We start from the raw sequence: 21,808 nt of genomic DNA, 5'->3' as shown, positions 1-21,808 counted from the left end.
CTGAAGACCGGGCCTAACCAGATAAGCCCGGCAATTGCAAGCGCCCCCAAGGGATCAATCGAGTAAGGTGGCGCCGAGGAGTGCCTAACTCTCCAGCGCGCCACCATCCTTGGCCGTCACCGACCGCGTGTCGCCGACGATCTTCAGGAGGTCGTCGCTCCCCCGAACGGCGCGGGCGAGCACCCGCGTCAGCACGAGGCCGGGCGCCACGGCATGCACCGGCACCGGCGGATCGCCCGGAACCGGGATCATCTCGGCGACGAGCTGTCCGGGCTTGACCACATCGCCCGGCTTCACGTGGAAGAAGGCCATGCCGCCGACCGGGGCGCGCACCATCTCGACATAGGACTGCGGCACGCCCTTGCCGGTGAACGGTCCGACCGGCGCCGCCGCCGCGTCGGCGATCACTCCGCGTCCGACCAGGAAGCGATAGAGCCCATCGCCGTCCTTCCGCGCCGTCTCCGGCCCGACGTCGTGGACGCCCTTCAGCTCCACCGTCGCCACCACGCGGCGCTCGAAGTTGCCGGACGAAAGATGCGGCCGGAAGGCGGCCTCGTCGAAGGAGGCGTCGGTGCCGCCCTCGAAGGTCAGCACGGCGCCGCAGTCGAGCGCGGCGGCAAGGTCGGCGCTGTGCGGCCACAGCTCGGCCGGCATGTAGAGATAGTTCGGCCCCTCGTTGTCGCAGTGGAGGTCGAGCACCAGGTCGGCATCGAGCGCCAGCGTCTGCAACGTCGCCTTCAGCCGGCGGTCGCAGGAGACGTCGTCCGGCACCGAGAGCAGCGCCGGATCCGGCCGGTCGATCAGTGCGAAGGCGCGGTTGAAGTTGGTGCGGCTGCCATAGAAGAAGCGGCCCTGGTGGTCGTCCCACTGGAACTGGTTGAGGCCGATCGGATTGGCGAAGGGCACGACGGTGACCGAGCCCTTGAGCCGCCCCTCGGCCTCGGCGGCCTTGAGCTTCGGAATGAGGACGTGCAGCGCCGCGACGCCCGGCAGTTCGTTGCCATGCAGCGCCGCCTGCAGATAGGCCTTCGGCGCCTGGGGGTCGGAGCCGGCAAAGCGCAGCACCGTCAGAGAGTAGCTGAGACCCGGCATGTCGCCAGGAATGGTCACAATCGTCTTGTCCATGCCATCCGTCCGTAGAAAATGCGAATGCTTCCTAGCACTCCGGACGGTGGCAAGGCCATGAAAAACAACGGTTCACGATACCGATGCGGTCTCGGCCGGAACATCGGCGGCAACCGCCGCGAACACCTTGCCGATGCCGATCACCAGCGGCTGGTCGGTGGGCACCGAGCCGAGCGTGACGAGGTCGGCGAGGCGATGGCGCTCGAGCCTCTGTCCGCGCTGGCCGACGCCGAAGCCGAACACCACCGGCGTTTCCCCCGAAAGCCCTTCGGCGATCAGCCGCTCGGCCAGCCGGCCGGCCGTGCGGCCGCCCATGTAGACCACCAGCGTGGTGTCGGGATCGGCGAGGCCGCGCCAGTCGAGCCCCTCGTCGAGCTCGCCGCTCTTGGCGTGACCGGTGACGAAGCGCAGCGAATGGGCGGCGTCGCGGTGGGTCAGCGTGGCGCCAAGCGCGGCGGCAAGCGCGATGCCGGCCGAAATGCCGGGCACCACCTCGACCGGTACGCCCTCGGCCCGCAGGCGTTCGATCTCTTCGCCGGCTCGGCCGAACACCATGGGATCGCCGGCCTTGAGGCGCACGACCCGTTCGCCGGCCCGCGCCAGTTCGACCATCAGGTCGTTGATGTCCTCCTGCTTGCACGACGCCTTGCCGCCGCGCTTGCCGACGACGACGCGCCGCGCCTCGCGGCGGGCCAGCTCCAGCACGTCGGGCGACACGAGGTCGTCGTAGAGCACCACGTCGGCCGATTGCAGCGCCCGCACCGCCTTCAGCGTCAACAGCTCCGGCTCGCCGGGGCCGGCGCCGACCAGGATCACCCGTCCCGGCTGTTCGTCCGCTTGAGCCGTGCCCGCCGCCTCGGCAATGAGTCGGACGGCATCGCCCTCTTCCGGCGCCGCCCCGAAGGCGCGCTCGGCGAAGCGTTCCCAGAAGGTACGCCGCTGGACGCCGGGCGAAAGGCGCGAGGTGACGGCGTCGCGGATGCGGCCGGCCAGCGCGCCCCAGGCCGACAGCGTGGCGGGCAGCAGCGTTTCGATGCGGCGGCGGATGGCCTGCCCCAGCACCGGCGCCGCGCCATCGGTGGAGATGCCGATCACCACCGGCGAGCGGTTGACGATGGAGCCGAACAGCACGTCGCAGGCGTCCGGCTTGTCGATGACGTTGACCAGCGCCCCGGCGACATGGCCGGCCACCTGGAACGCGGCGATCTCGGCGGGGTCGCCGCTGTCGAGCACGGCCAGCACGCTGCCGGCGAGATCGGCCTCGACCCAGGCGCGGCGATGGAGCGTCAGGCGGCCCGGCGGCGTGCCGCGCTCCACCACGGCCACCAGATCCACATCCGGCGCCTCGGCGAACACCTGAACGTCGCCGCCGGCCGCCGAAAACAGTTCCGCCTTCCAGGCCACCGCCTCGGAGGCGCCCGCGACCACCACGCGCCGCCCCGTCAGGTCGACGAACAGCGGCAGCCGGGCGAGCGGCTGCATGCGGGCGGGAAAGGTGCGGAGCGGGGCGCGCGCGTCGCGCTCGGTCATCTTTGGCATCCTGGTCTGGCGGCGTCTGCGGTCGGCGACGGCGGGCGATGGAGTGCCAGTATCTCAAAGGCGGCGCCCCGGCAGAAGAACCGCCGTGCCAAACTCCGTCCATAGCCGGATTTTCATTGCCGGAATACTGCGTTCGACAATCAGCTTTTTCTCAGCCGCTGTCCACGTACCGCCCGAAACGCTTCGTCGCCGGCACCGGCGCCCGGAAGGAAAGGCGGCGATGTCGACGACGATGGTGCGCGTGGCCCTGTTGCGGGCCGGTTCCCTTGGAAGGTGCGCCGTGCTCGGCCCACTCGGTTCTGTAAAAAGCAGGAAGCGTGCCAGCCGCGAGGGCGGCCGCAGCCCGGCCGGAAGACGGGAACTCCCATCGTCCGGCGCCTATTTCACAGGCAGCTGCCTATGGCTCAACCATCGGTGCCGATTGCCAGATCGTCCACGAGGCCCATGTCGATCAGCGCCCCGCGCGCCTGGATCACGCGCGCCGCTACCGCGTGGCCGCGCCGCACCGCGTCGGCCGGCGAGAGGCCGCCGGCAAGGCGGGCCGTCAGGTAGCCGGCGTTGAAGCTGTCGCCGGCGCCGGTGGTATCCACCGGATGATCGACGCGTTCGGCTGCCACCCAGGCGTCGAGGCCGCCGGCCCGCACCAGCGTCGGATCGGCACCGGCCTTGACGACGATCTCCTCCACCCCCAGCGCGGCGATACGGTCGGCGGTGCCCACGGCATCGGCGTCGCCGAACAGCTCGGCATCGTCGGGCGAGGTCGGCAGCGCGATGGTGGCGGCGCGATAGCCTTCGATGATCGCTGCCGCCATGGTCGAGCGGTCGGGCCAAAGGCGCGGGCGGAGATTGGGATCGAACACCACCTCGCCGCCGCGCGCCCGCACCTTGGCGAGCGAGGCGAACAGCGTGCGCCGATGCTCCGGCGACAGGATGGCCAGCGTGATGCCGGAGAAATAGGCGACGTCGACATCGGCGAGCGCCGCGTCGAGGCGAGCGCCCACCGAGGCGAGCAGCTTGGCGGCGGATTCGTTGCGCCAATAGGTGAACGACCGCTCGGCGCCGTTCAGCGTGATGAGGTAGAGGCCGACCGTGCGGCCGGCGATCCGCTCGATGCCGGAGGTGTCGATGCCCGCACCGGAGATGAAGCCGGTCATCTCGTCGGACAGGGCGTCGGTGCCGACGTTGGTGACGTATTTGACGAGCGTCCGGCGGCGATCGAGCAGCGCCCGGAGATACCACGCGGTGTTGAGCGTATCGCCGGCGAAACCGCGTCGATAAAGGCCGTCCGCCTGCGGCGCCAGTTCGACCATGCACTCGCCTATGCTGGCAAAGCGTGCCGCCATCAGCTTCTCCCCCGAAAAGACCGGGCGAACCTATGCTGGCCCTCCCCGACGATCAAGGTCGCAACCTGACGTATGGAAAGCGCTGAACAATCGCAGAAAACGGCGACGCGCCGGGTGGGGGCACCCGGCGCGTCGTTGGTCGGCATGGAGGGGGGACGGGGGAGGGGCAACCCGCCTCAGAGCACGACCAGCGTTTTCTCGATGTTGCCGCGCGTCGCATGGCTGTAGGGGCAGACGATGTCGGCCTTGGCGACCAGATCCTCGACGACGGCGCGGTCGAGGCCGGGCACCTTGATCTCAAGCTTGGCGGTGATGCCGAAGCCGCCGCCATCCTCGCGCGGGCCGATGCCGATGTGGGCGTCGATCGACGCGTCGGCGGGAATGGATACCTTTTCCTTGGAAGCCGCGAACTTCAGCGCGCCCATGAAGCAGGCCGAATAACCGGCTGCGAACAGCTGCTCGGGGTTGGTGCCCTGGCCGTTGTCACCGCCCAGTTCCTTCGGGGTCGACAGGTCGATCTTCAGGCGACCGTCGGTGGTCTCCGAATGGCCGGTGCGGCCGCCGGTCGTGTGGGCATGGGCGGTATAGAGAACGTTCATGGCTTCCTCGCCTGTTTGTGTTCCGATGCCCATATTAATTGCGCGCAATTTAATTACGAGCAATTCACATTCTCGTGATCGCAGGCGTTTTCCGCTGGGGAAATGCCTCATGCACCGTATATTGAACCCCGTATTCGGCGGAAAAACGCCGAGGCCCGCAAAAGGTTCCATCCCGGATCGACATGACCAACGTCCCGAAGCTCTCCGACCAGCTGTGCTTTGCCGCCTATTCCTTCACGCACGCCCTCAACCGCGCCTACCGGTCGCTGCTTGAGCCGCTCGGCCTCACCTATCCGCAGTATCTGGTCATGCTGGTCTTGTGGGAGGCTGACGGCCAGACGGTGAAGGAGATCGGCGAGCGTCTGAAGCTCGACTCGGGCACGCTGACCCCGCTCCTGAAGCGTCTGGAGACGATCGGCTACGTGAGCCGGCGGCGCGGCAAGGAAGACGAGCGGCAGGTGATCGTCCACCTCACCGATGAGGGACGAACGCTGTCGGGCAAGGCGGTGGGGGTGCCGGTCGAACTCGGCTGCGCCATGGGCGCCGAATGGGGCGAGATCGCCCAGTTGCGCGACCGCCTGCTGGCGTTGCGCGACCGCCTCGGCGAGACCGGCTGCGCCATCGGCGAACCGGAGACGTAAGGCGGGCTCGTCACCCGCCTAGAGCACGTCCGGCGAACCTTGGTTCGCCAACGTGCTCTATCTATTTGTTTTTTCGCAACTCCGGACGCAAAACCGGTTCCCGCTTTTGCCGGGGTTGCTTTAGGGGAAACTCCCCTGCCCCGGCACCTCAAGTTTTCAGGGGAAGCCCCCGTTCTTACTTGCCGGCCGCCTGGGAGACGGACGCGTCGAGCGCCGCCAGCGCCTGGGCGAACCCGTTCCACGACAGGGGGATGGCCACGACCTGCCCCTGCGCGTCGACGAAGCGCAGCGCACCGGCCTTTTCCTTGCGTGCCGCATCGATAAGGCCGGGTTCCGCACCGGCACGGGCAAAGCACGCCCCGGAGAAGCACCGGCTCCACGCCAGCGCCTGCGCGCCCTGCTCCTCGGCGCCGGCCTTGCCGTTGCCGGACAGGCCGATCCCGCCGGGCAGCGCCACGTTCACCGGCACGACGGCCGTCGCGATGAGCTGGCGCTCGGTCAGCGTCGGGTAGCCGAAAGCCAGCTTGGCGAATGGCTCCCTCTGCCCTTCCATCTGGATCGTCTGGACGATCTCGCAGCTGGTCGCCGCTTCGGCGCCGCCGTCCGCCGGCTTGGCACGGGCGCAATGCAGCACCCAGTTGCCGTAGGTCGCCGTGGTTTCCGCCGGCCCTGACGCCGCCGCCCCGGCCGCAGCCGGTTCGGCCGCCGGCTTCGGCAGGGGCGTCTGCGCCCCTGCGTCACCGGTCGCGAACGCCGCCATGACGGCCAGCGCCAAGCCCAAACGGCGGGCCTCGCCTTGGGTACCAATCATCCGCATGCTCAATCCCTCGTGCCGGCCCGCGTTCGATCCGCCTGGGCGAACGCCGCCTGTCAGAACTTCAGCCGGAGGCCCGCGTTGGCCGCATAGGCCCAGCTGTCGTCTGTATAGCGGCTGGCGCTGAAGCCCGCCATCATCGAGGTCTGCGCATCGAGCTTGAATTCGGCGTCAACACCGAGCCGGCCGCCGACCTGATTGCGATCGCCCAGGGTGGAGACCGAGAAGTCGGTACCGGCGAGCGAGGCGTTGAGATCGGAGTTGCCGAGATTGTAGGTATCGAGCGCGGCGGCCGACAGGGACACCGTGGCGACCTTGCCGTTGTCGAACTGGTGCGTCCGGCTGAGCTTCAGCTCGAACACGCCCTCGACGGCCTGCGCCGAACGGTCGTCGTAGGTGAGGTTCTGCGACGAGTCGGTTTCGGTATAGCTCTCGAACGAGCCATAGGTGTAGCGGACCGAGCCCCGCGGCGTCAGCGTCCAGCCTTCCGACAGCGCATAGGCGCGCGACAGGGCCAGTTCCGGCGAGACGAACCAGCCGTCATAGCTGCCACGGGCGGTCTCGGTGCCCGCGTTCACCTCGCGCGTCGTGTCCGAGAAGATGCCGCCGGCGATCACCGAGGCATCGAGCATGAAGCCCGACAGCGGCTGGCGCATGTAGACACCGCCGAAGGCCGTGTCGCCGTCGGCCTCGGAGGTGCGCCCTTCCGTCCGGCTCTTCAGGTGCCCGACGCCGGCCATCACGCCGATGCGGGTCTGATCGAAGATGTGGTCGACGCCGAGCGCCAGACCGTAGTGGGTCGCCGACGCATCGGAGAAGTCGTCGTGGCTGGCGCCGCCGAAACCGCGCATCCAGAACAGGTTGCCATAGGGATCGACCGCCAGCCCGTCGCCGACCATGGTCGAAATGGCCTTCTGGCCTTCGCTCTTCTTCTCGGTGTCGCCATAGGCCATGGCGACGCGCGACGAGATGGCGCCGCTACGATCGACATCGACCGACAGCACGTCGGTCGCCGTCGCACCAAGGGTCGAGGTAACCGTCTGCACGCTGTTGAACACCGACGCCGTGGCGCCGGTATCGACCACCGACATGGTGCCCGAGGCGGTATTGGCGTTGTTATAGACGACCGTCTGGCGATTGTTGTCGAGCGCGACGGTATTTGTGCCGGCAACATAGTTCGCCACCGGGATAACGAAGCTGCCTTCGGCGAAACGGGTCGTGTTGCCGGCGGTGGTGGCGTAGTCGACCACATTTCCGAAGCTGGCGCCGGGCAGGATGGACAGGGTGTTGCCGCCGCCGGCGTAATGGATCGCCGCCGTATTGCCGTCGATCAGGCCGGAGGTCGTGACGGAGCTGGCGTGCGCACTGGCGAACACGATGCCATATTGGGTACCGTCGATCGAACCGGTGTTGAGCAGCGATCCGCCGTTCATGGTCACGGTATCGGCGGCACTGGTCATCGAACCCGTCACCCGCAAGGTGCCGCCGGTGTTGACGGTGAAGGCGCCGTGCGTGAAGCTCGTCGTGTCGACCGAGAGCAACCCGCCGTCCACGGCCACCTGGCCCGTGAAGCCGCTGTAGTCGCCCGTCAGCGCAGTGACACCCGCCAGCGACCGGATCGTGCCGGCGCCGGTCACGGCGACGCCGAAGCGGTAATTGCTGTCGGTGTGGTTGAACACCAGCGTTCCGGCGCCGGCGCCGAAGGCCACGCTGCCGACGTTCAGCGTACCCGTCGATGCCGCCGCATCACCAACCGCCGCGCCGATGTTGACCGCTCCGGCCGAGCCCGCGAGCTGGGCAACCTGAAGGATGCCCGTACCGCCGCCCACCGTCACGGTGCCGCCGCTGGTCACTGTCAGCGAGCCAATGCCGCCGTTGGCGTAGCCCACGGTCATGGTCCCGGTGGACCGAACCGCGCCGCCATCCGAAGCGGTCAGCGTGCCGTCGTCATTCCAGCCGACGTTGATCTCGCCGGACGACAGGGTCGACCCGGCACCGCTGACGGTGCCGTGTCCGGCACCCGCCGACGTGTTGCCGAAGTAGATCTTGCTTGTGCCGGTGGTGGCGACGGTGCCACCGTTCAGAACGTTGAGATAGCCGGTGCCGCTGTCGCCGACGTAGATGCGGTCGGCCGTAAGCTGGGAGCCGCTGCCCGTCACCGTCAGCGTGCCGGTGCTCGGGCCATACTCGCCGACGAACACGTCGCCCGTGATCGTCGTGGTGGCGCCGTTCGACAGTGTCATCGTCGCCGCACCATTCCAGCCGACAGCCAGTTGGACAGCGGAGATCGACGAACCGGCGCCGTCGACATTGACGGTACCAGTGCTGCCGAAAGTATTTCCGACATACATCTTGCTGGTGCCGGTCAGGACGTAGGAGGCCCCATCCAGAATGTTCAGCGTGCCCGTGCCGGCCTCGCCGACGTAGAGGCGATCGGAGGTAACCGATGACCCCGTGCCGGTGATGGTCAGCTCGCCGGTGGTATAGCCGTTCTTGCCGAGCGTGACGTCCTGCTCGATCGTCGCCGTCGCGCCGTTCGAAACGGTCATCGCGCCGTTGCCGGTCCAGGCGACATTGAGATCATAAGCCGTCAGCGTTGTCGACGCCCCGGACATCGTCAGCGTACCCGTCGAGCCGCCGAAGTTGCCGAGGTAGACCTTGCGATCCGGGCCGGAGGCCGTGATGGTTCCCCCATCCGCCACCGACAGCGTACCCGTGCCGTAAAGACCGATGTAGAAGCGGTTGGCAGTCAGGCTGGCCACGCCACTGGTGGTCACGGTACCGTCGCCAGAGGCCCCGTTACCTAAGATGAAGTCATACTGGGACGACATAGAGCCAGGGTTGACGACGTTAACCGTCGCCGTTCCGGTATCGCCGATGATGTAGCTGTCGGTGCCGGTAATCGAGTCGGGGCTGGAGATCGTCGTTGAACCGCTGTCGTAAACGGTGTTGGCCGCCTGCGCGGCCAGGGTCGTCGCAAGCGACAGCGACGACGAGGCGAGAAGCGCGCAGCCGGTGGTGACCCACGGGCGAACCCGGCCGGACGTCCGGCTCGCCGCAAGTTCGCGCTCGGAGGACAAAAGGCTGTGAATTGGCTTCTGCTTCCCGCTCACGACAATCTCCATCTTCCAATCAGCATGGGAACGGCGACACAAAAGCACCGAAATTCGATCGGTCGATTCGCGAACACCACATTGTTCACTGTTATAAATGCTCAGAAACACGGTCAATCGATTTGATCGCACACAATCACAAAGGAGGAGATGTGTGTTGCCGTTGACGCACTTAGCCGCGCCCTGCCAATGGCCCGCGAGCGATGCGCACATGGCTCCCATGCCGCACGCCGCCTTGACTTTTGAGCCCTCAGGCCTCATGTGAAGGGCCAACGGGTGGCAAGCCGCCCCTTATTACGGCCGCGTGAGCGGATCGACATCGATCCTTGGCCGTTCCTCCTACCGATAATTGGCCCGATCACGCGGGGCCGGTTGCTCCCCGCGAACGTCACCGGCTTTTCCGCCGGCGATGACGCTCGGTTTTGAAAGCAGTTTTCCCTTTGACGTCCTTTTCCGACTTCGGCCTTGCCGACACGCTGAATCGCGCCCTTGTCGACGCGGGCTACGAGACCCCCACCCCCATCCAGACCCAGGCGATCCCCGACCTTCTGAAAGGTCGCGACCTTCTCGGCATCGCCCAGACCGGCACCGGCAAGACCGCCGCCTTCGCTCTCCCCATCCTGCAGCGCCTCGCGCCGGGCAAGCCGGCCGCTCCGCGCCGCGTCCGCGCCCTGATCCTGTCGCCGACCCGCGAGCTGGCCACCCAGATCGCCGAGAGCTTCAAGACCTACTCGCGCTACATGAACCACATGTCGATCGCCGTGGTGTTCGGCGGCGTCGGCCACCGTCCCCAGGAAGACCGCCTGAAGCGCGGCGTCGACATCCTCGTCGCCACCCCCGGCCGCCTGATGGACCACATGGCCGCCGGCATGGTCTCCCTTGAGACGACCGAAATCTTCGTGCTCGACGAGGCCGACCAGATGCTGGACATGGGCTTCGTCCAGCCGGTGCGCCGCATCGTCAAGCACCTGCCGAAGGCGCGGCAGAGCCTGTTCTTCTCGGCCACCATGCCGAAGGAAATCGGCCAGTTGGCCGGTGAACTGCTGTTCAACCCGATCACCGTCTCCGTCGCGCCGGCCGCCACCACCGTCGAGCGCGTCGAACAGCGCGTGATCCACGTCGAGACCGCCGCCAAGCGCCGGCTGCTGCTCGACGTCATCGTCGCCGAGAAGCCCGAGCGCGCCCTGATCTTCACGCGGACCAAGCACGGCGCCGACCGCGTCGTCCGCCAGCTCGGCCAGGACGGCGTCGACGCCGCCGCGATCCACGGCAACAAGAGCCAGGCCCAGCGCGAGAAGGCGCTTGCCGCCTTCAAGGCCGGCACGACGCAGATCCTCGTCGCCACCGACATCGCCGCCCGCGGCATCGACGTGACGGGCGTCAGCCACGTCATCAACTTCGACCTGCCGAACATCCCGGAAAGCTACGTCCACCGCATCGGCCGCACGGCGCGCGCCGGCGCCTCGGGCGTCGCCATCTCCTTCTGCGCCGACGACGAGCGTCCTTATCTCAAGGACATCGAGAAGATCACCCGCCAGAAGATTCCGGCCGAGGATCGTCGCGGCACCATCGCGCTCTCCGAACGGTCCGATGCGTCCGAGCGTGGCGAACGCGCCGAGCGTCCGTCGGGCAAGCGGCCGCAGCCGGGTGCCCGTTCCGGCAACCCGCGCAACAACCGCCGCCCTGCCCCGCCGGCAGTTTCGGCCGAACAGCAGCGGCGTGACGCCATGCCCGCCGCCAAGGCCCGCCAGCCGGGAGCCGCCAAGCCCTCGCATGTCGCCCAGGGCAAGCCGGGCCAGTCCAAGGCGTCGCAGCGTCCCATCCACCGCGACACCGGTGCCGCCGAGGAAACCCTCGGCCGCGTCGGCTTCCTCGCCGGTGGTCGCGACGGCCTGAAGCGCCGCCCCGAGGGTCGCGGCCAGCGCGACGGCCGATAAGCCTTCTTGTTGCTCCTCGCTTGTCTCGGGTCCTATAAGGTCTGAGGCAAGCGAGGGAGCGATACGATGGCCTATGAAGCAGCGAAAACCCGTTACGACGACATGATTTACCGCCGCGTCGGGCGGTCGGGGCTGAAGCTGCCGGCCATTTCGCTCGGCCTTTGGCAGAACTTCGGCGAGAACTCCCCCATCGAGCGCGGCCGCGCCATCTGCCGCACCGCCTTCGATCTCGGCATCACCCACTTCGACCTCGCCAACAACTACGGTCCGCCGCCCGGCACCGCCGAGGAAGCCTTCGGCAAGATCCTTGCCAGCGACTTCCGCCCCTACCGCGACGAGATGATCGTCTCCACCAAGGCCGGCTACGGCATGTGGCCCGGCCCCTATGGCGAGTGGGGCAGCCGCAAGTACCTGGTCGCCTCGCTCGACCAGAGCCTGAAGCGGATGGGTCTCGACTACGTCGACATCTTCTATTCCCACCGCTTCGATCCCGAGACGCCGCTCGAGGAAACCATGGGCGCGCTCGATCATATCGTCCGCTCCGGGCGGGCGCTCTACGTCGGCATCTCCTCCTACAACTCCAAGCGGACGCGCGAGGCGCTGGCGATCCTGAAATCGCTCGGCACGCCCTGCCTCATCCATCAGCCCAGCTACTCGATGATCAACCGCTGGATCGAGGAGGACGGCCTGCTCGACACGTTGGGCGAACTCGGCGTCGGCTCCATCGCCTTCTCGCCGCTCGCCCAGGGCATGCTGACCGACAAGTATCTGAAGGGCGAGGTGCCCGAGGGCAGCCGTGGCGCCCGCAAGGGCCCTCTGAAGCCCACCTTCCTCTCCGACGACAACCTTACCCGCATCCGCGCCCTCAACGACATCGCGGCGGCGCGCGGCCAGACGCTGGCCCAGATGGCCATCGCCTGGGTGCTGCGCGGCGGACGCGTCACCTCGGCGCTGATCGGCGCCAGCCGGCCGGAGCAGGTGGTCGACTGCGTCGGCGCCCTGAAGAACCTGGATTTCTCGGCCGCCGAGCTTGCCGAGATCGACGCCCGCGCGCCGGACCTCAACGTCAACATCTGGGCCGCCTCGGCCGAGCGGCAAGGCCCGCCGCGGTAACCGGTCCTCCCGACATCGTTCGATGGCCGCCAGCGTGGAAGCCCCGGCTTCCGCGTTGGCCGTGCCTCGACAAAACCTGAGAACATCGCTCAATGATAAGCCGAGGTTTCAAATCCCCAATACTCACCACCTGCGCGAGCGTCGCATAATATTCATTATTGACGTTGTTTACGAATACTCAACTTCCGAAGACCTAGGATTCCCTCATCAATAATAACAGAGGGTCCATGATGCGCACCGAGGGCAGCCTTTCCACCCGCCTCCTCCTGACCACCGGCGCCATGGTCGGTCTGACCATCGTCCTGTCCGTCGCCGCGACGGCTTGGAACGCGGCTCGGCGGACCGAAGCCGACGTCATGACGCTGGCCACGGAAAAGGCGTCCGGCATCGCCCGCAGCGCCGAGAACCAGATCACCGAAGCCGTTTCGGCCGGCGCCACCCTGACGGCCTCGCTGTCCGGCCTCGCCGTCAAGCGCGACACGCAGCGCGCCGACGTCATCGAGATGATCAAGGCAGTGCCGGCGGCCTTCCCCAACGTCTTCGGCGCCTGGATGTGCGACCTTGCCGACCGCCCGGCGGGCGACCTCTTCAAGGGAACCGACGGCGCCAACGACGCCGGCCTCTTCGCGCCCTACTGGACCAAGTCGGCCTCGGGCGAGCTGTCCTTCACCACCTTCACGGTGGACCCCAAGGCCGGTTGGTACGCCGCCCCGCTGGCGGCGGAAAAGAGCCTGATCTCCGAGCCTTACCAGTCCGAGCAGAAGGACCTGATCACCTCGATCACCGTTCCGCTGCGCCTCGACGGCAAGATCGTCGGTCTGGCCGGCGTCGACATCAAGCTCGACAAGCTGGCATCGAGCCTCAGCGCGATGCGCCCGTTTGAGGGCGGCCGGGTGATGCTCCTCTCCAACGCCGGCAACTGGCTGGTGCCGCCGGACGCCGACGCGCTGATGAAGCCCTATGCCGGGATCGGCGACGCCGACGTCAAGGCCGCGCTGGCCGATGGCAAGATGCGCACGGTATCCGGCTTCGATGACGGTTCCGTCCGCATCGTCTACCCCTTCTCGGCACCGGGCATGAACACCACCTGGGCCGCTGTCATCGAGGTGCCGCGCGCCGTCTTCGTCGACCCGATCTACGCCAGCCTGTTCGAAACGCTGATCAGCGGCCTGTTGGTGCTGGGCGCGGCCATGGCGTCCATCCTCTTTTCGACGCACTACGTGGTGAAGCGCCCGCTCGTCCACACCCTCGCCAGCGTCAACGCGCTCATCGAGCGCCGCTATGAGGTCGCCATCGCCGACACTGGCCGCCACGACGAGATCGGCGCCATCAACAAGGCGCTGGAAGTCTTCCGGGACAAGGCGCGGCAGGCCGAGACGCTGGCCGAGCAGCAGACCGTCCTGCAGCGCGAACAGATCGAGCGCGCCGACACCATTCGCAGCGCCTCCCAGCGCTTCGACCTCGACGTCACCGGCCTGACGGATCGCGTCCTGGCCCTGGTCGAGGAACTGAACAAGGCCTCGGACACGCTGACCCAGGGTGCCGATGACACCAGCATGAAGAGCGCGGCGGTGGCGTCGGCCTCCGAGCAGGCTTCGGCAAACGTCGGTGCCGTCGCCTCGGCGGCCGAGGAACTGAACACCTCCGTCGACGAGATCGGCCGCCAGATCGGCCAGTCGGCCGAGATCGCCTTGCAGGCCGTCGGTCAGGCGACCGACGCCAACAGTCGCGTCGACGCCCTGTCGGGCGCCGCCCAGCGCATCAGCGAAGTGGTCCAGCTCATCGACAGCATCGCCGCCCAGACCAACCTTCTCGCCTTGAACGCCACCATCGAGGCGGCGCGGGCCGGCGAGGCGGGCAAGGGCTTCGCCGTCGTCGCCGCCGAGGTGAAGCAGCTCGCCGACCAGACCGCCAGGGCCACCGGCGAGATCGCCGTCCAGATCCAGTCGGTGCAGTCGGTAACCGCGTCGACGGTCGAGGCGATCCAGGCGATCTCCGCGACCATTCAGGAAATGAACCGCATCTCGCGCAGCATCCAGACCTCGGTCGAGCAGCAGGGCAGCGCGACGCGCGAGATCGCCACCAACATCCACGAGGCGTCGGCCGGCACGCGCGAAGTGTCGCAGAACGTCTCGGCGGTCGCCGACGCGGCGACGGCGACCGGCGGAACCGCCCGAAAGGTGCAGCAGGTGGCCGTGAGCCTGTCCGACCACACCCAGGATCTGAGAGCGACGGTGGCCGGGTTCATCGACAGCGTCCGCAAGTCCGCCTGAGGAGACGGGGCCGGCAAGCCCGGCCCCTATTCGGCCGCGAGCGACCTGTGCAGCGACGCGGTGGCCTCGATGAAGCCGCCGCCCAGCACCCGCGCTTCGTCGCCGGGGGCATCGTAGAGCACGCAGGCCTGGCCGGGGGCGATGCCCTGCTCGCCGTCGAGGAGCTCCACGCCGATCCGCCCGTCCTGGTGGACGAGCAACGCCGCCTGCGGCGGCCGCGACGAGCGCACCTTGGCGAACACCGTGCGGCCACTATCGGCTTCGGCGTCGAGCGTGCCGCCGCCGATCCAGTTGAGGTCGCGCAGCGTGAGGCGATGGGTGATCAGCGCCTCGCGCGGCCCCACCACCACCTGCCGGCTCGCGGCATCGAGGCGGATGACGAACAGCGGCTCGCCGGTGGCGACGCCGAGGCCCTTCCGCTGGCCGACGGTGAAGTGAATGATGCCGCCATGGCGACCGAGCACGCGACCGTCGACGTGGACGATGTCGCCGGCCGCCGCCGCTTCCGGCTTCAGCTTCTCGATGACGTCGGCATACTTGCCCTGCGGCACGAAGCAGATGTCCTGGCTGTCGTGCTTGTCGGCGATCTCAAGGCCGAGCTCGCGCGCCACCGCCCGCGTCTCCGGTTTGGTGAGACCGCCGAGCGGGAAGCGCAGGAAGTCGAGCTGGTCCTGCGTGGTGGCGAACAGGAAATAGCTCTGGTCGCGGTCGAGATCGACCGGCCGGTACATGGCGCGATGACCGTTCACGAGGCGCGAACGCACGTAGTGGCCGGTGGCCAGCGCCTGTGCCCCGAGGTTGCGCGCCGTGTCCAGGAGGTCGGAGAACTTGACCGTCTGGTTGCAGGCGACGCAGGGCACCGGCGTCTCGCCGGCAATGTAGCTCTCGGCGAAGCGATCGATCACCGCCTCGCGGAACCGGCTCTCGTAATCCAGCACGTAATGGGGGATGCCGAGGCGCGCCGCCACGTCGCGGGCGTCGTGGATGTCCTGACCGGCGCAGCAAGCGCCCTTGCGATGAACGGCCTCGCCATGGTCGTAGAGCTGCAGCGTCACGCCGACGACATCATAGCCTTCGCGTTTCAGGAGGCCGGCCACAACGGAAGAGTCGACGCCGCCGGACATGGCGACGACGACACGGGTGTCCTCAGGGCGGCCTTCGAGATCGAGCGAGTTCAGCATGACGTCTTTCCGGCGGATTGGCTGGACCCGGCGCTGCCGGCCCGCTCCGCTCACAACTCGTTCCTAATAGCTGCTTTGGCGAGGAAGCTCCAGACCCGCGCCGGCATGGCTGGGTCAATTCTGCCGGGTAGCGGCAAGGCTTGCCGGCCGAAACGGTTCCCCCCATGGCAACCGGGCATGGTGATGACAGAGAAAATCTTTTGATTTCATATCACTAACTATACCCCGACTTGGGCGCCACTTGGCCTTTCCCTTGCAAGCACGAGCCTAGACCGAGTTGTCCCGCGTGTAACGGATCCGTCCATGGCCACTGTCGCTCCCGTCCTGCCGCTTCCCCAGCCCGCTCCGGCGGTGCCGGCGACCACTGCCGGCGCAGCCGCCACCCGAGGTGTCGGCAACGGCTTCCGCGACATGGTGGCCGAGGCGACCGACCGCGAGCCCGCCGCTCAGCCGACCCGCGACGCCAGCGCACCCCAGCGGACCGAACGGGTCGAGCGGAGCGATCGTACCGACCGCAACGACCGCGTGAACCGCAGCGGACGCACCGACGACACCACCGGGCGCAGGACCGATCGCACCGATGCCGCCCCCAGCCGGCGGGCCGACCGCGCCGACGCGCAGCGCCGCACCGATCGCCGCGACGCCGCCACCGGTGAGGCCGCCGCGACCAACGAGACCGAAGAGACCACGACCGACACGGCCACCGACGCCGCGCCCGCCGTTGCCTCGCCGCTCGGTCTGGCGACGTTCCTGCCGACCTTTGCCGACCAGCCGGCCACCGGTGCGAGCGACGCCACTGCCGCCGCCATCGCCCCGACGACCGCTGCCGCCACCCCGACCGCGACCGAAGCGCCGGCCGCCTCGACCGCCGGCGACGCCTTCCTGCAAGCCGTGACCGACGCCGTCAAGGAAGCGACGAGCCAGACGGAAACGGTCGACCTGCCGAAGCACGCCACCGACACCGAGGACGACGACGCGGCCAAGCAGACGGCCAAGCCCGCCGCCGCGCCGGCCACCACCACCGCCGATGCCGCCAAGCCGATGAGTGAGACCGCCAAGGCCGTGGCCGCCACAATGGACGCGGCGATGGCCGCCGCCACCGCGCCCCAGTCCGCCGCCAGCGCTTCCGCCACCGCCTCCGCGACCGCTTCCGCCACGGCCGACCTGCTTGCCTCGGCGGCCACGGTGCCGCCCGTCGCCACGCCGGCCACGTCCGCCGCGACCACGCCCACCGCCGACACCACGGCCGCGACAGTGGTTGCCGCGCCGGTGGTCACCACCACGCCCGAGACTGTCGATCTGCCCAAGCCGGTCCTTACCGACGACGCCAGCGCCGCCGCGCCGCAGCCGGCCGCCGATGCCGCCAAGCCGGCCGTCGACATGACCTCGACGCAGAAGCCCGCGACCGAGACGGTCAAGCCGCCGCTCGCCGCCACGGACAGCGCGCCGCAGCCGGCCGCAGCCAAGACCGACGCGCCCACTGTCGAAGCGCCGAAGGTTGCCGTCGCCTCGCAGACGGCCGCCAGCGATGCCGCTCGCGCCCCCACCCTGCCGGTCGTCGATGCCACGCCACGCGCGACCGCGCCCGAAACCGCCGCCGCAACCACCCCAAAGCCGGCCACCTCCACCGACAAGCCGGCGGCGCCCCAAGCGACCTCCACCCCGAGCACGGCTGATGACAGCGCCGCGCCCGCTGATGACGCTCAGCCGGCCGCCCAGCCGGTCCGCACCCAGGCGTCGCCGCTGTCGCCCAACGGTCAGGTGCAGGCCACCGGCGCCGCGACGGCCTCGACCGCCACCGCCGCCGTCGACGAAGCAGCCGCCACGGCTGGCGTCGCGGCCGTCACCGGCATCAAGCCGGCGGGCAGCAAGACCACGGCCGAGAAGCCGGCCGCCGCCACGGACGCCACCGGCGAGCGCACCACGGCCAGCGAAACCGGCGCCGCGCCCAATCAGGCCGCCGACAACGGCCTTGCCAAGCCGAAGACGGTGAGTGGCGTCTCCAACGCCGCCCGCAGCTTCGCCGACCGCATGCGCGACGTCGGAGCGACCGCCTCCCAGGGCGACACCACGTCGACCCAGGTCGCCGCGCTGCCGACCGGCCACACCACCCAGACCGCCGCCGCCACGGCCGCGACCCATGCCACCGCCACCGCCTCGACCGTCAAGCTCGACGACCTCGGCGCCACCATCGTTCGCCACGTCAAGGCCGGCGAGACCAGCTTCTCGGTGCGCCTCGACCCGGCCGAGCTCGGCAAGGTCGACGTGAAGGTCGCCTTCTCCGCCGACGGCAGCGCCAAGGCCCATCTCGTCGTCGAGCGCCGCGATACCTTCGAGGCGCTGTCGCGCGACCAGCGCCACATCGAGCAGACGCTGCGCGACGCAGGCTTCGAGGTGAAAGACGGCTCTGTGTCCCTGTCGATGCGCCAGGACGGCAACCAGCAGGATCGCTCCGCCTTCTTCGCCCGCCAGGACCAGCAGCAGCAGCAACAGCAGCAGGCCCGCCAGGCCCAGGCCGAAACCCTTGCCCGAACCAGGGCCGAGGACGACGCCAAGGCTGCCATCCTCCCCGGCGCCTATCGTCCACAGGGCGACAGCCGCATCGATATCCGCGTCTGAGTAACGAGTATCAGGAGACCATCATGAGCGTTTCGGGTGTCGGTTCCTCCTCGAACAACAACCAGAACACCGCTTCGGCGGCGACCAACTCGCTGACCTCGAACTATTCGACGTTCCTGACGCTGCTCACCACGCAGCTCAAGACGCAGAGCCCGCTGTCCCCGATGGACGTCAACAGCTTCACCCAGCAGTTGGTCCAGTACTCGGCGGTCGAACAGCAGATCCAGACCAACTCGAACCTCAAGGCGATGATGGACACCATGACGTCCAGCGCCGCCCTGCAGCTCGTCAACTACGTCGGCAAGACGGTCACCGCCTATTCCGACACCACCAAGATCGACGGCGGCAAGGCCGATTGGACGATCAACTCCTCGGCCGCCGCCAAGGACGCCACGGTCAGCATCACCGACGAGAACGGCGCCGTCGTCTACCAGGGCAAGATGGACCTCAAGTCGGGCCAGAACACCTTCTCCTGGGACGGCAAGGGCACCCCGTCGGGCGACTACAGCGCCTCGACCAGCCCCTTCACGATCTCCGTCACCGGCGCCGACGACAAGGGCGCCAAGGTCAGCATCACCACCGAAGTCAGCGGCAAGGTGCAGGCGGTCGACACCTCCTCGGCCCAGCCCTACATCAAGATCAACGGCCGCCTGATCCCGCTGTCGGCCGTCACCGAAGTGGGCGCCTGACAGCCAGCGCCACCTGATCCCCATTGAAGCCGCTGCCGGCGATCGCGCCGACGGCGGCTTTCGCGCGCCTGCCCTCACCCCGCCCTGGAGGTCAGCCCGCGCCTTTGGGTCGCCCGAACTCGCCGACGATGGCCGCGCGGTGGCTCTCCAGGTCACCCGTCGCCGCGAGCCAGTGCAACGACCAATTGCCCATGCGCCCGCCCTCCTCCAAGGCCTCGGCGTTGTCGCCGCGATGGTCCGCTTCCACGTCAGATAAGTGGTTTCTCTGATTAGCTGGCATCGTTGTAAAATTCTCCCGGGCTCCGGCGGCGGGCCGGTCCACATGGCAAACGAAATGGCCCTGTTAATCTTTAGAAGGGCGGAAGAGGTCTTTTCCGCGGCCGGACGGCCCAATTCCTAAAGCACGGCAAAGCGACAGCCTTTTTGCAAGTCGTTCAAAATCTTACCGAATTCTTGCGAGTGAATTAGGCGTTTTTTAAACGGCTTGATTTAGGATGCTCTCCTGAAGGTCAGATTTGTGTGAGAGTAGAATGACCGAACAGATGCGTCCGCGCGTAAAATACGTCATAGGACCCGATGGGAGTCCGTTGACGATTGCCGATTTGCCGCCTGAAGGCACCCAGCGTTGGGTGATCCGCCGCAAGGCCGAGGTCGTTGCCGCCGTCCGTGGTGGCCTCCTCTCGCTGGAGGAAGCCTGCAAGCGCTACACCCTTACCGTCGAGGAATTCCTGTCCTGGCAGCAGTCCATCGACAAGCATGGGCTCGCCGGCCTCAGGGCCACGCGCATCCAGCAATATCGTCCCTGACGGGACTTCAGACGACCACTTTCGAAGGGCGGCCGGTCCGGACGGATCGGCCGCCCTTTCGTTTTGCGACGCCTTTTGAGCACACCCGGCAAAAATTGCCGTGAATAATGCAAATCTTCATAAACCGGTTCTGGCGGTTTTCCGCCAATCCCGTCGGAACGCCCTCCGGCCGTTAATAACTTGTTTACCATAAGCGTGTGGAAATAATTGCCGCCTTGGTCCGCGGGGGTGGCGACGATTCCCACCGCGTCGAACAATGGGGAACCGGCGTGGGTGGATTTGGAGAATTCGTGAAGAGCTTGGGGCCAAGCCGGCTGGCGGCGATGGGTGCCGTCGCGATCGGCCTCATCGGCTTCTTCGTCTTCATCGTGCTCCGTTTCTCGGCCATCCAGCAGGTGCCGCTCTACACCGGTCTCAGCCTGGACGACTCGGCGGCCATCGCCCAGCAGCTTACCTCCGCCGGCACCGCCTTCACGCTGAAGGACAACGGCACCACCATTCTCGTCGACGAAACCAAGCTCGACCAGAGCCGCATGGCGCTCGCCCAGCAGGGCCTGCCGGCCGGCGACAGCGTCGGCTACGAGATCTTCGACAAGACCGACGCGCTCGGCACCACCTCCTTCGTGCAGTCGGTCAACGCGCTGCGCGCCCTCGAAGGCGAACTGTCGCGCACCATCCGCACCATCCGGCAGGTCGATCAGGCCCGCGTTCATCTGGTGCTGCCGGAGAAGCAGCTGTTCCGCAAGGACCAGCAGAAGCCTACCGCCTCTATCGTGCTGAAGACGCGCGGCACGCTCGACCCCGGCCAGATCCGCGCCATCCAGCACCTCGTCGGCTCGGCCGTCCCCGGCCTCGATCCCTCGCGCATCTCGGTGGTCGACGAGACCGGCCGCCTGCTCGCCCAGGGCAACGGCGACGAGAGCAGCGCCACCTTCCTCGCCAGCAATGCCGACGAACGCACGGCCACCTTCCAGAACCAGGTCGAGAGCCGCGTCCGCGACATCGTCGAGAGCGTGGTCGGCGCCGGCCGCGCCCGCGTCCGCGTCGCCGCCGAGCTCGACTTCAACCGCATCCAGGAAACGCAGGACACCTTCGACCCCAACGGGCAGGTCGTCCGCTCCACCCAGACGCGCGAGGAAAAGTCGCTGAGCCAGGACAATCAGGGCAACCCGCCCGTCTCGGCCGGCAACCAGATTCCCAACGCCAACCAGCAGCAGAACCCCAACGCGGCCCAGACCTCGGACAACGCCCAGACCACCGAGGAAACGGTCAACTACGAAATCTCCAAGACCACCCGCACCCAGGTGACCGAGGTCGGCGGCGTCAAGCGCCTGTCGGTCGCCGTTCTGGTCGACGGCCGCTACGCGCCGGACGCCAAGGGCGTCATGGTCTACGCGCCGCGCCCGCAGCCCGAACTCGACCAGATCACCGCGCTGGTGCGCACCGCCATGGGCTTCGACCAGCAGCGCGGCGACCAGTTGCAGGTGGTCAACCTCCAGTTCGCCGACAGCCCGCCCAACCCGGCCGATCTCGCCGGCGCCCCCACCTCGATGTTCGACTTCTCGCGCGAAGACATCATGCGCTTCGCCGAGATGGGCGTGCTGATCCTGGTGACGCTCCTGGTGCTGCTGTTCGCCGTCCGGCCGCTGATCCGCCGCATCCTCGGCTCGGACATCGACGCCGAGACGCTGCCGGCCCTCACCTCGGCGCTCAACGAGGCCGCCGCCGCCGGCCGGCCCGGCGTGACGGTGGTGCTCAACCCCGACGGCAAGCCGGTGGTGATGGGCCCCGATGGCATCGAGACCGTCAGCGACGTGCCCGAGCTGCCGCCCCCGCCCGGCGACACCCGCATCGAGAACGCCAAGGCGCAGGGCGCCCAGCAGCTCGATCAGGTCCGCAAGGTGGGCGAGCTCGTCAATGACAATCCCAACGAAGCGGCGATCATCATTCGCAACTGGCTGTCGGAGGTTCCCGCGTAATGGCCCTGTCCCCGACCGCGATCGTTGCCAAGGGCAA

General features: G+C 68.0%; 16 protein-coding genes. 8 read left to right on the top strand and 8 right to left on the bottom strand.

Annotation, left to right across the window (positions count from 1 at the left end; genetic code table 11):
* Window positions 1-84 precede the first annotated feature (84 nt).
* The 4 genes from QQZ18_RS22575 to QQZ18_RS22560 all read right to left on the bottom strand — a co-directional run bounded on the left by QQZ18_RS22575 (window position 85) and on the right by QQZ18_RS22560 (window position 4,606).
* Window positions 85-1,125 (bottom strand): succinylglutamate desuccinylase/aspartoacylase domain-containing protein, encoded by a 1,041-nt coding sequence (locus tag QQZ18_RS22575; RefSeq protein WP_284543254.1) that lies wholly within the window; start codon window positions 1,123-1,125, stop codon window positions 85-87.
* 72 nt (window positions 1,126-1,197) lie between these two features.
* Window positions 1,198-2,655, bottom strand: a complete 1,458-nt coding sequence (cysG, locus tag QQZ18_RS22570) for a siroheme synthase CysG (RefSeq protein WP_284543252.1) — start codon at window positions 2,653-2,655, stop codon at window positions 1,198-1,200.
* A gap of 413 nt (window positions 2,656-3,068) precedes the next feature.
* Window positions 3,069-4,007 (bottom strand): sugar kinase, encoded by a 939-nt coding sequence (locus QQZ18_RS22565; protein ID WP_284543250.1) that lies wholly within the window; start codon window positions 4,005-4,007, stop codon window positions 3,069-3,071.
* 176 nt (window positions 4,008-4,183) lie between these two features.
* On the bottom strand, window positions 4,184-4,606 hold the full coding sequence (locus tag QQZ18_RS22560) for an organic hydroperoxide resistance protein (RefSeq protein ID WP_284543248.1): 423 nt from the start codon (window positions 4,604-4,606) through the stop codon (window positions 4,184-4,186).
* A gap of 182 nt (window positions 4,607-4,788) precedes the next feature.
* Between QQZ18_RS22560 and QQZ18_RS22555 the strand changes: the two genes are divergently transcribed.
* The gene (locus QQZ18_RS22555; RefSeq protein WP_284543247.1) at window positions 4,789-5,247 is read left to right on the top strand and encodes a MarR family winged helix-turn-helix transcriptional regulator; all 459 of its coding nucleotides are present in this window, start codon (window positions 4,789-4,791) and stop codon (window positions 5,245-5,247) included.
* A 175-nt stretch (window positions 5,248-5,422) separates the two neighbouring features.
* Here the strand turns inward: QQZ18_RS22555 and QQZ18_RS22550 are convergent, their stop codons facing one another.
* Together QQZ18_RS22550 and QQZ18_RS22545 are read right to left on the bottom strand one after the other, a co-directional pair.
* Window positions 5,423-6,058 carry an invasion associated locus B family protein gene (locus QQZ18_RS22550; protein ID WP_284543245.1) on the bottom strand — a complete coding sequence of 212 codons (636 nt, stop codon included), beginning with the start codon at window positions 6,056-6,058 and terminating at the stop codon, window positions 5,423-5,425.
* 59 nt (window positions 6,059-6,117) lie between these two features.
* A complete protein-coding gene (locus QQZ18_RS22545; protein WP_284543243.1) occupies window positions 6,118-9,174 on the bottom strand; it encodes an autotransporter outer membrane beta-barrel domain-containing protein in 3,057 nt (1,018 codons plus the stop codon).
* Between the two features lie 440 nt (window positions 9,175-9,614).
* Between QQZ18_RS22545 and QQZ18_RS22540 the strand changes: the two genes are divergently transcribed.
* The 3 genes from QQZ18_RS22540 (at window position 9,615) to QQZ18_RS22530 (ending at window position 14,497) form a co-directional block, all read left to right on the top strand.
* Window positions 9,615-11,111 carry a DEAD/DEAH box helicase gene (locus tag QQZ18_RS22540; protein WP_284543242.1) on the top strand — a complete coding sequence of 499 codons (1,497 nt, stop codon included), beginning with the start codon at window positions 9,615-9,617 and terminating at the stop codon, window positions 11,109-11,111.
* A 66-nt stretch (window positions 11,112-11,177) separates the two neighbouring features.
* Window positions 11,178-12,224: an L-glyceraldehyde 3-phosphate reductase gene (mgrA, locus tag QQZ18_RS22535; protein ID WP_284543241.1), complete on the top strand. Its 1,047-nt coding sequence runs from the start codon at window positions 11,178-11,180 to the stop codon at window positions 12,222-12,224.
* Between the two features lie 227 nt (window positions 12,225-12,451).
* Entirely contained in the window at window positions 12,452-14,497 is a 2,046-nt protein-coding gene (locus tag QQZ18_RS22530; protein ID WP_284543239.1) for a methyl-accepting chemotaxis protein, read from the top strand.
* A 26-nt stretch (window positions 14,498-14,523) separates the two neighbouring features.
* Here QQZ18_RS22530 and mnmA read toward each other — a convergent pair whose 3' ends face one another.
* Window positions 14,524-15,675, bottom strand: a complete 1,152-nt coding sequence (gene mnmA / locus QQZ18_RS22525; RefSeq protein ID WP_284543308.1) for a tRNA 2-thiouridine(34) synthase MnmA — start codon at window positions 15,673-15,675, stop codon at window positions 14,524-14,526.
* Between the two features lie 306 nt (window positions 15,676-15,981).
* On the opposite strand from mnmA, the gene QQZ18_RS22520 reads away from it, so the two are divergent.
* Both QQZ18_RS22520 and QQZ18_RS22515 read left to right on the top strand, forming a co-directional pair.
* A complete protein-coding gene (locus tag QQZ18_RS22520) occupies window positions 15,982-18,297 on the top strand; it encodes a flagellar hook-length control protein FliK (RefSeq protein WP_284543237.1) in 2,316 nt (771 codons plus the stop codon).
* A 23-nt stretch (window positions 18,298-18,320) separates the two neighbouring features.
* Window positions 18,321-18,986, top strand: coding sequence for a flagellar hook assembly protein FlgD (locus QQZ18_RS22515; protein WP_284543235.1), 666 nt, complete (start codon window positions 18,321-18,323; stop codon window positions 18,984-18,986).
* A 91-nt stretch (window positions 18,987-19,077) separates the two neighbouring features.
* Here QQZ18_RS22515 and QQZ18_RS22510 read toward each other — a convergent pair whose 3' ends face one another.
* The gene (locus QQZ18_RS22510) at window positions 19,078-19,266 is read right to left on the bottom strand and encodes a hypothetical protein (RefSeq protein ID WP_284543233.1); all 189 of its coding nucleotides are present in this window, start codon (window positions 19,264-19,266) and stop codon (window positions 19,078-19,080) included.
* Between the two features lie 250 nt (window positions 19,267-19,516).
* On the opposite strand from QQZ18_RS22510, the gene sciP reads away from it, so the two are divergent.
* Both sciP and fliF read left to right on the top strand, forming a co-directional pair.
* Window positions 19,517-19,792, top strand: a complete 276-nt coding sequence (sciP, locus tag QQZ18_RS22505) for a CtrA inhibitor SciP (protein ID WP_101288644.1) — start codon at window positions 19,517-19,519, stop codon at window positions 19,790-19,792.
* A gap of 290 nt (window positions 19,793-20,082) precedes the next feature.
* Window positions 20,083-21,771, top strand: coding sequence for a flagellar basal-body MS-ring/collar protein FliF (gene fliF / locus QQZ18_RS22500; protein ID WP_342398940.1), 1,689 nt, complete (start codon window positions 20,083-20,085; stop codon window positions 21,769-21,771).
* Window positions 21,772-21,808: the final 37 nt, after the last annotated feature.

It is taken from the genome of Pleomorphomonas sp. T1.2MG-36, assembly GCF_950100655.1.
Taxonomy (GTDB): Bacteria; Pseudomonadota; Alphaproteobacteria; order Rhizobiales; family Pleomorphomonadaceae; genus Pleomorphomonas.
This window is presented reverse-complemented; position numbering and strand designations above follow the sequence as displayed.

Bases quoted from the DNA above. Each gene is read 5' to 3' on its own strand.
- QQZ18_RS22575 (WP_284543254.1), bottom strand. From the start codon at position 1,125: ATGGACAAGACGATTGTGACCATTCCTGGCGACATGCCGGGTCTCAGC.
- cysG (WP_284543252.1), bottom strand. From the start codon at position 2,655: ATGACCGAGCGCGACGCGCGCGCCCCGCTCCGCACCTTTCCCGCCCGC.
- QQZ18_RS22565 (WP_284543250.1), bottom strand. From the start codon at position 4,007: ATGGCGGCACGCTTTGCCAGCATAGGCGAGTGCATGGTCGAACTGGCG.
- QQZ18_RS22560 (WP_284543248.1), bottom strand. From the start codon at position 4,606: ATGAACGTTCTCTATACCGCCCATGCCCACACGACCGGCGGCCGCACC.
- QQZ18_RS22555 (WP_284543247.1), top strand. From the start codon at position 4,789: ATGACCAACGTCCCGAAGCTCTCCGACCAGCTGTGCTTTGCCGCCTAT.
- QQZ18_RS22550 (WP_284543245.1), bottom strand. From the start codon at position 6,058: ATGATTGGTACCCAAGGCGAGGCCCGCCGTTTGGGCTTGGCGCTGGCC.
- mgrA (WP_284543241.1), top strand. From the start codon at position 11,178: ATGGCCTATGAAGCAGCGAAAACCCGTTACGACGACATGATTTACCGC.
- QQZ18_RS22530 (WP_284543239.1), top strand. From the start codon at position 12,452: ATGATGCGCACCGAGGGCAGCCTTTCCACCCGCCTCCTCCTGACCACC.
- QQZ18_RS22520 (WP_284543237.1), top strand. From the start codon at position 15,982: ATGGCCACTGTCGCTCCCGTCCTGCCGCTTCCCCAGCCCGCTCCGGCG.
- QQZ18_RS22515 (WP_284543235.1), top strand. From the start codon at position 18,321: ATGAGCGTTTCGGGTGTCGGTTCCTCCTCGAACAACAACCAGAACACC.
- QQZ18_RS22510 (WP_284543233.1), bottom strand. From the start codon at position 19,266: ATGCCAGCTAATCAGAGAAACCACTTATCTGACGTGGAAGCGGACCAT.
- sciP (WP_101288644.1), top strand. From the start codon at position 19,517: ATGACCGAACAGATGCGTCCGCGCGTAAAATACGTCATAGGACCCGAT.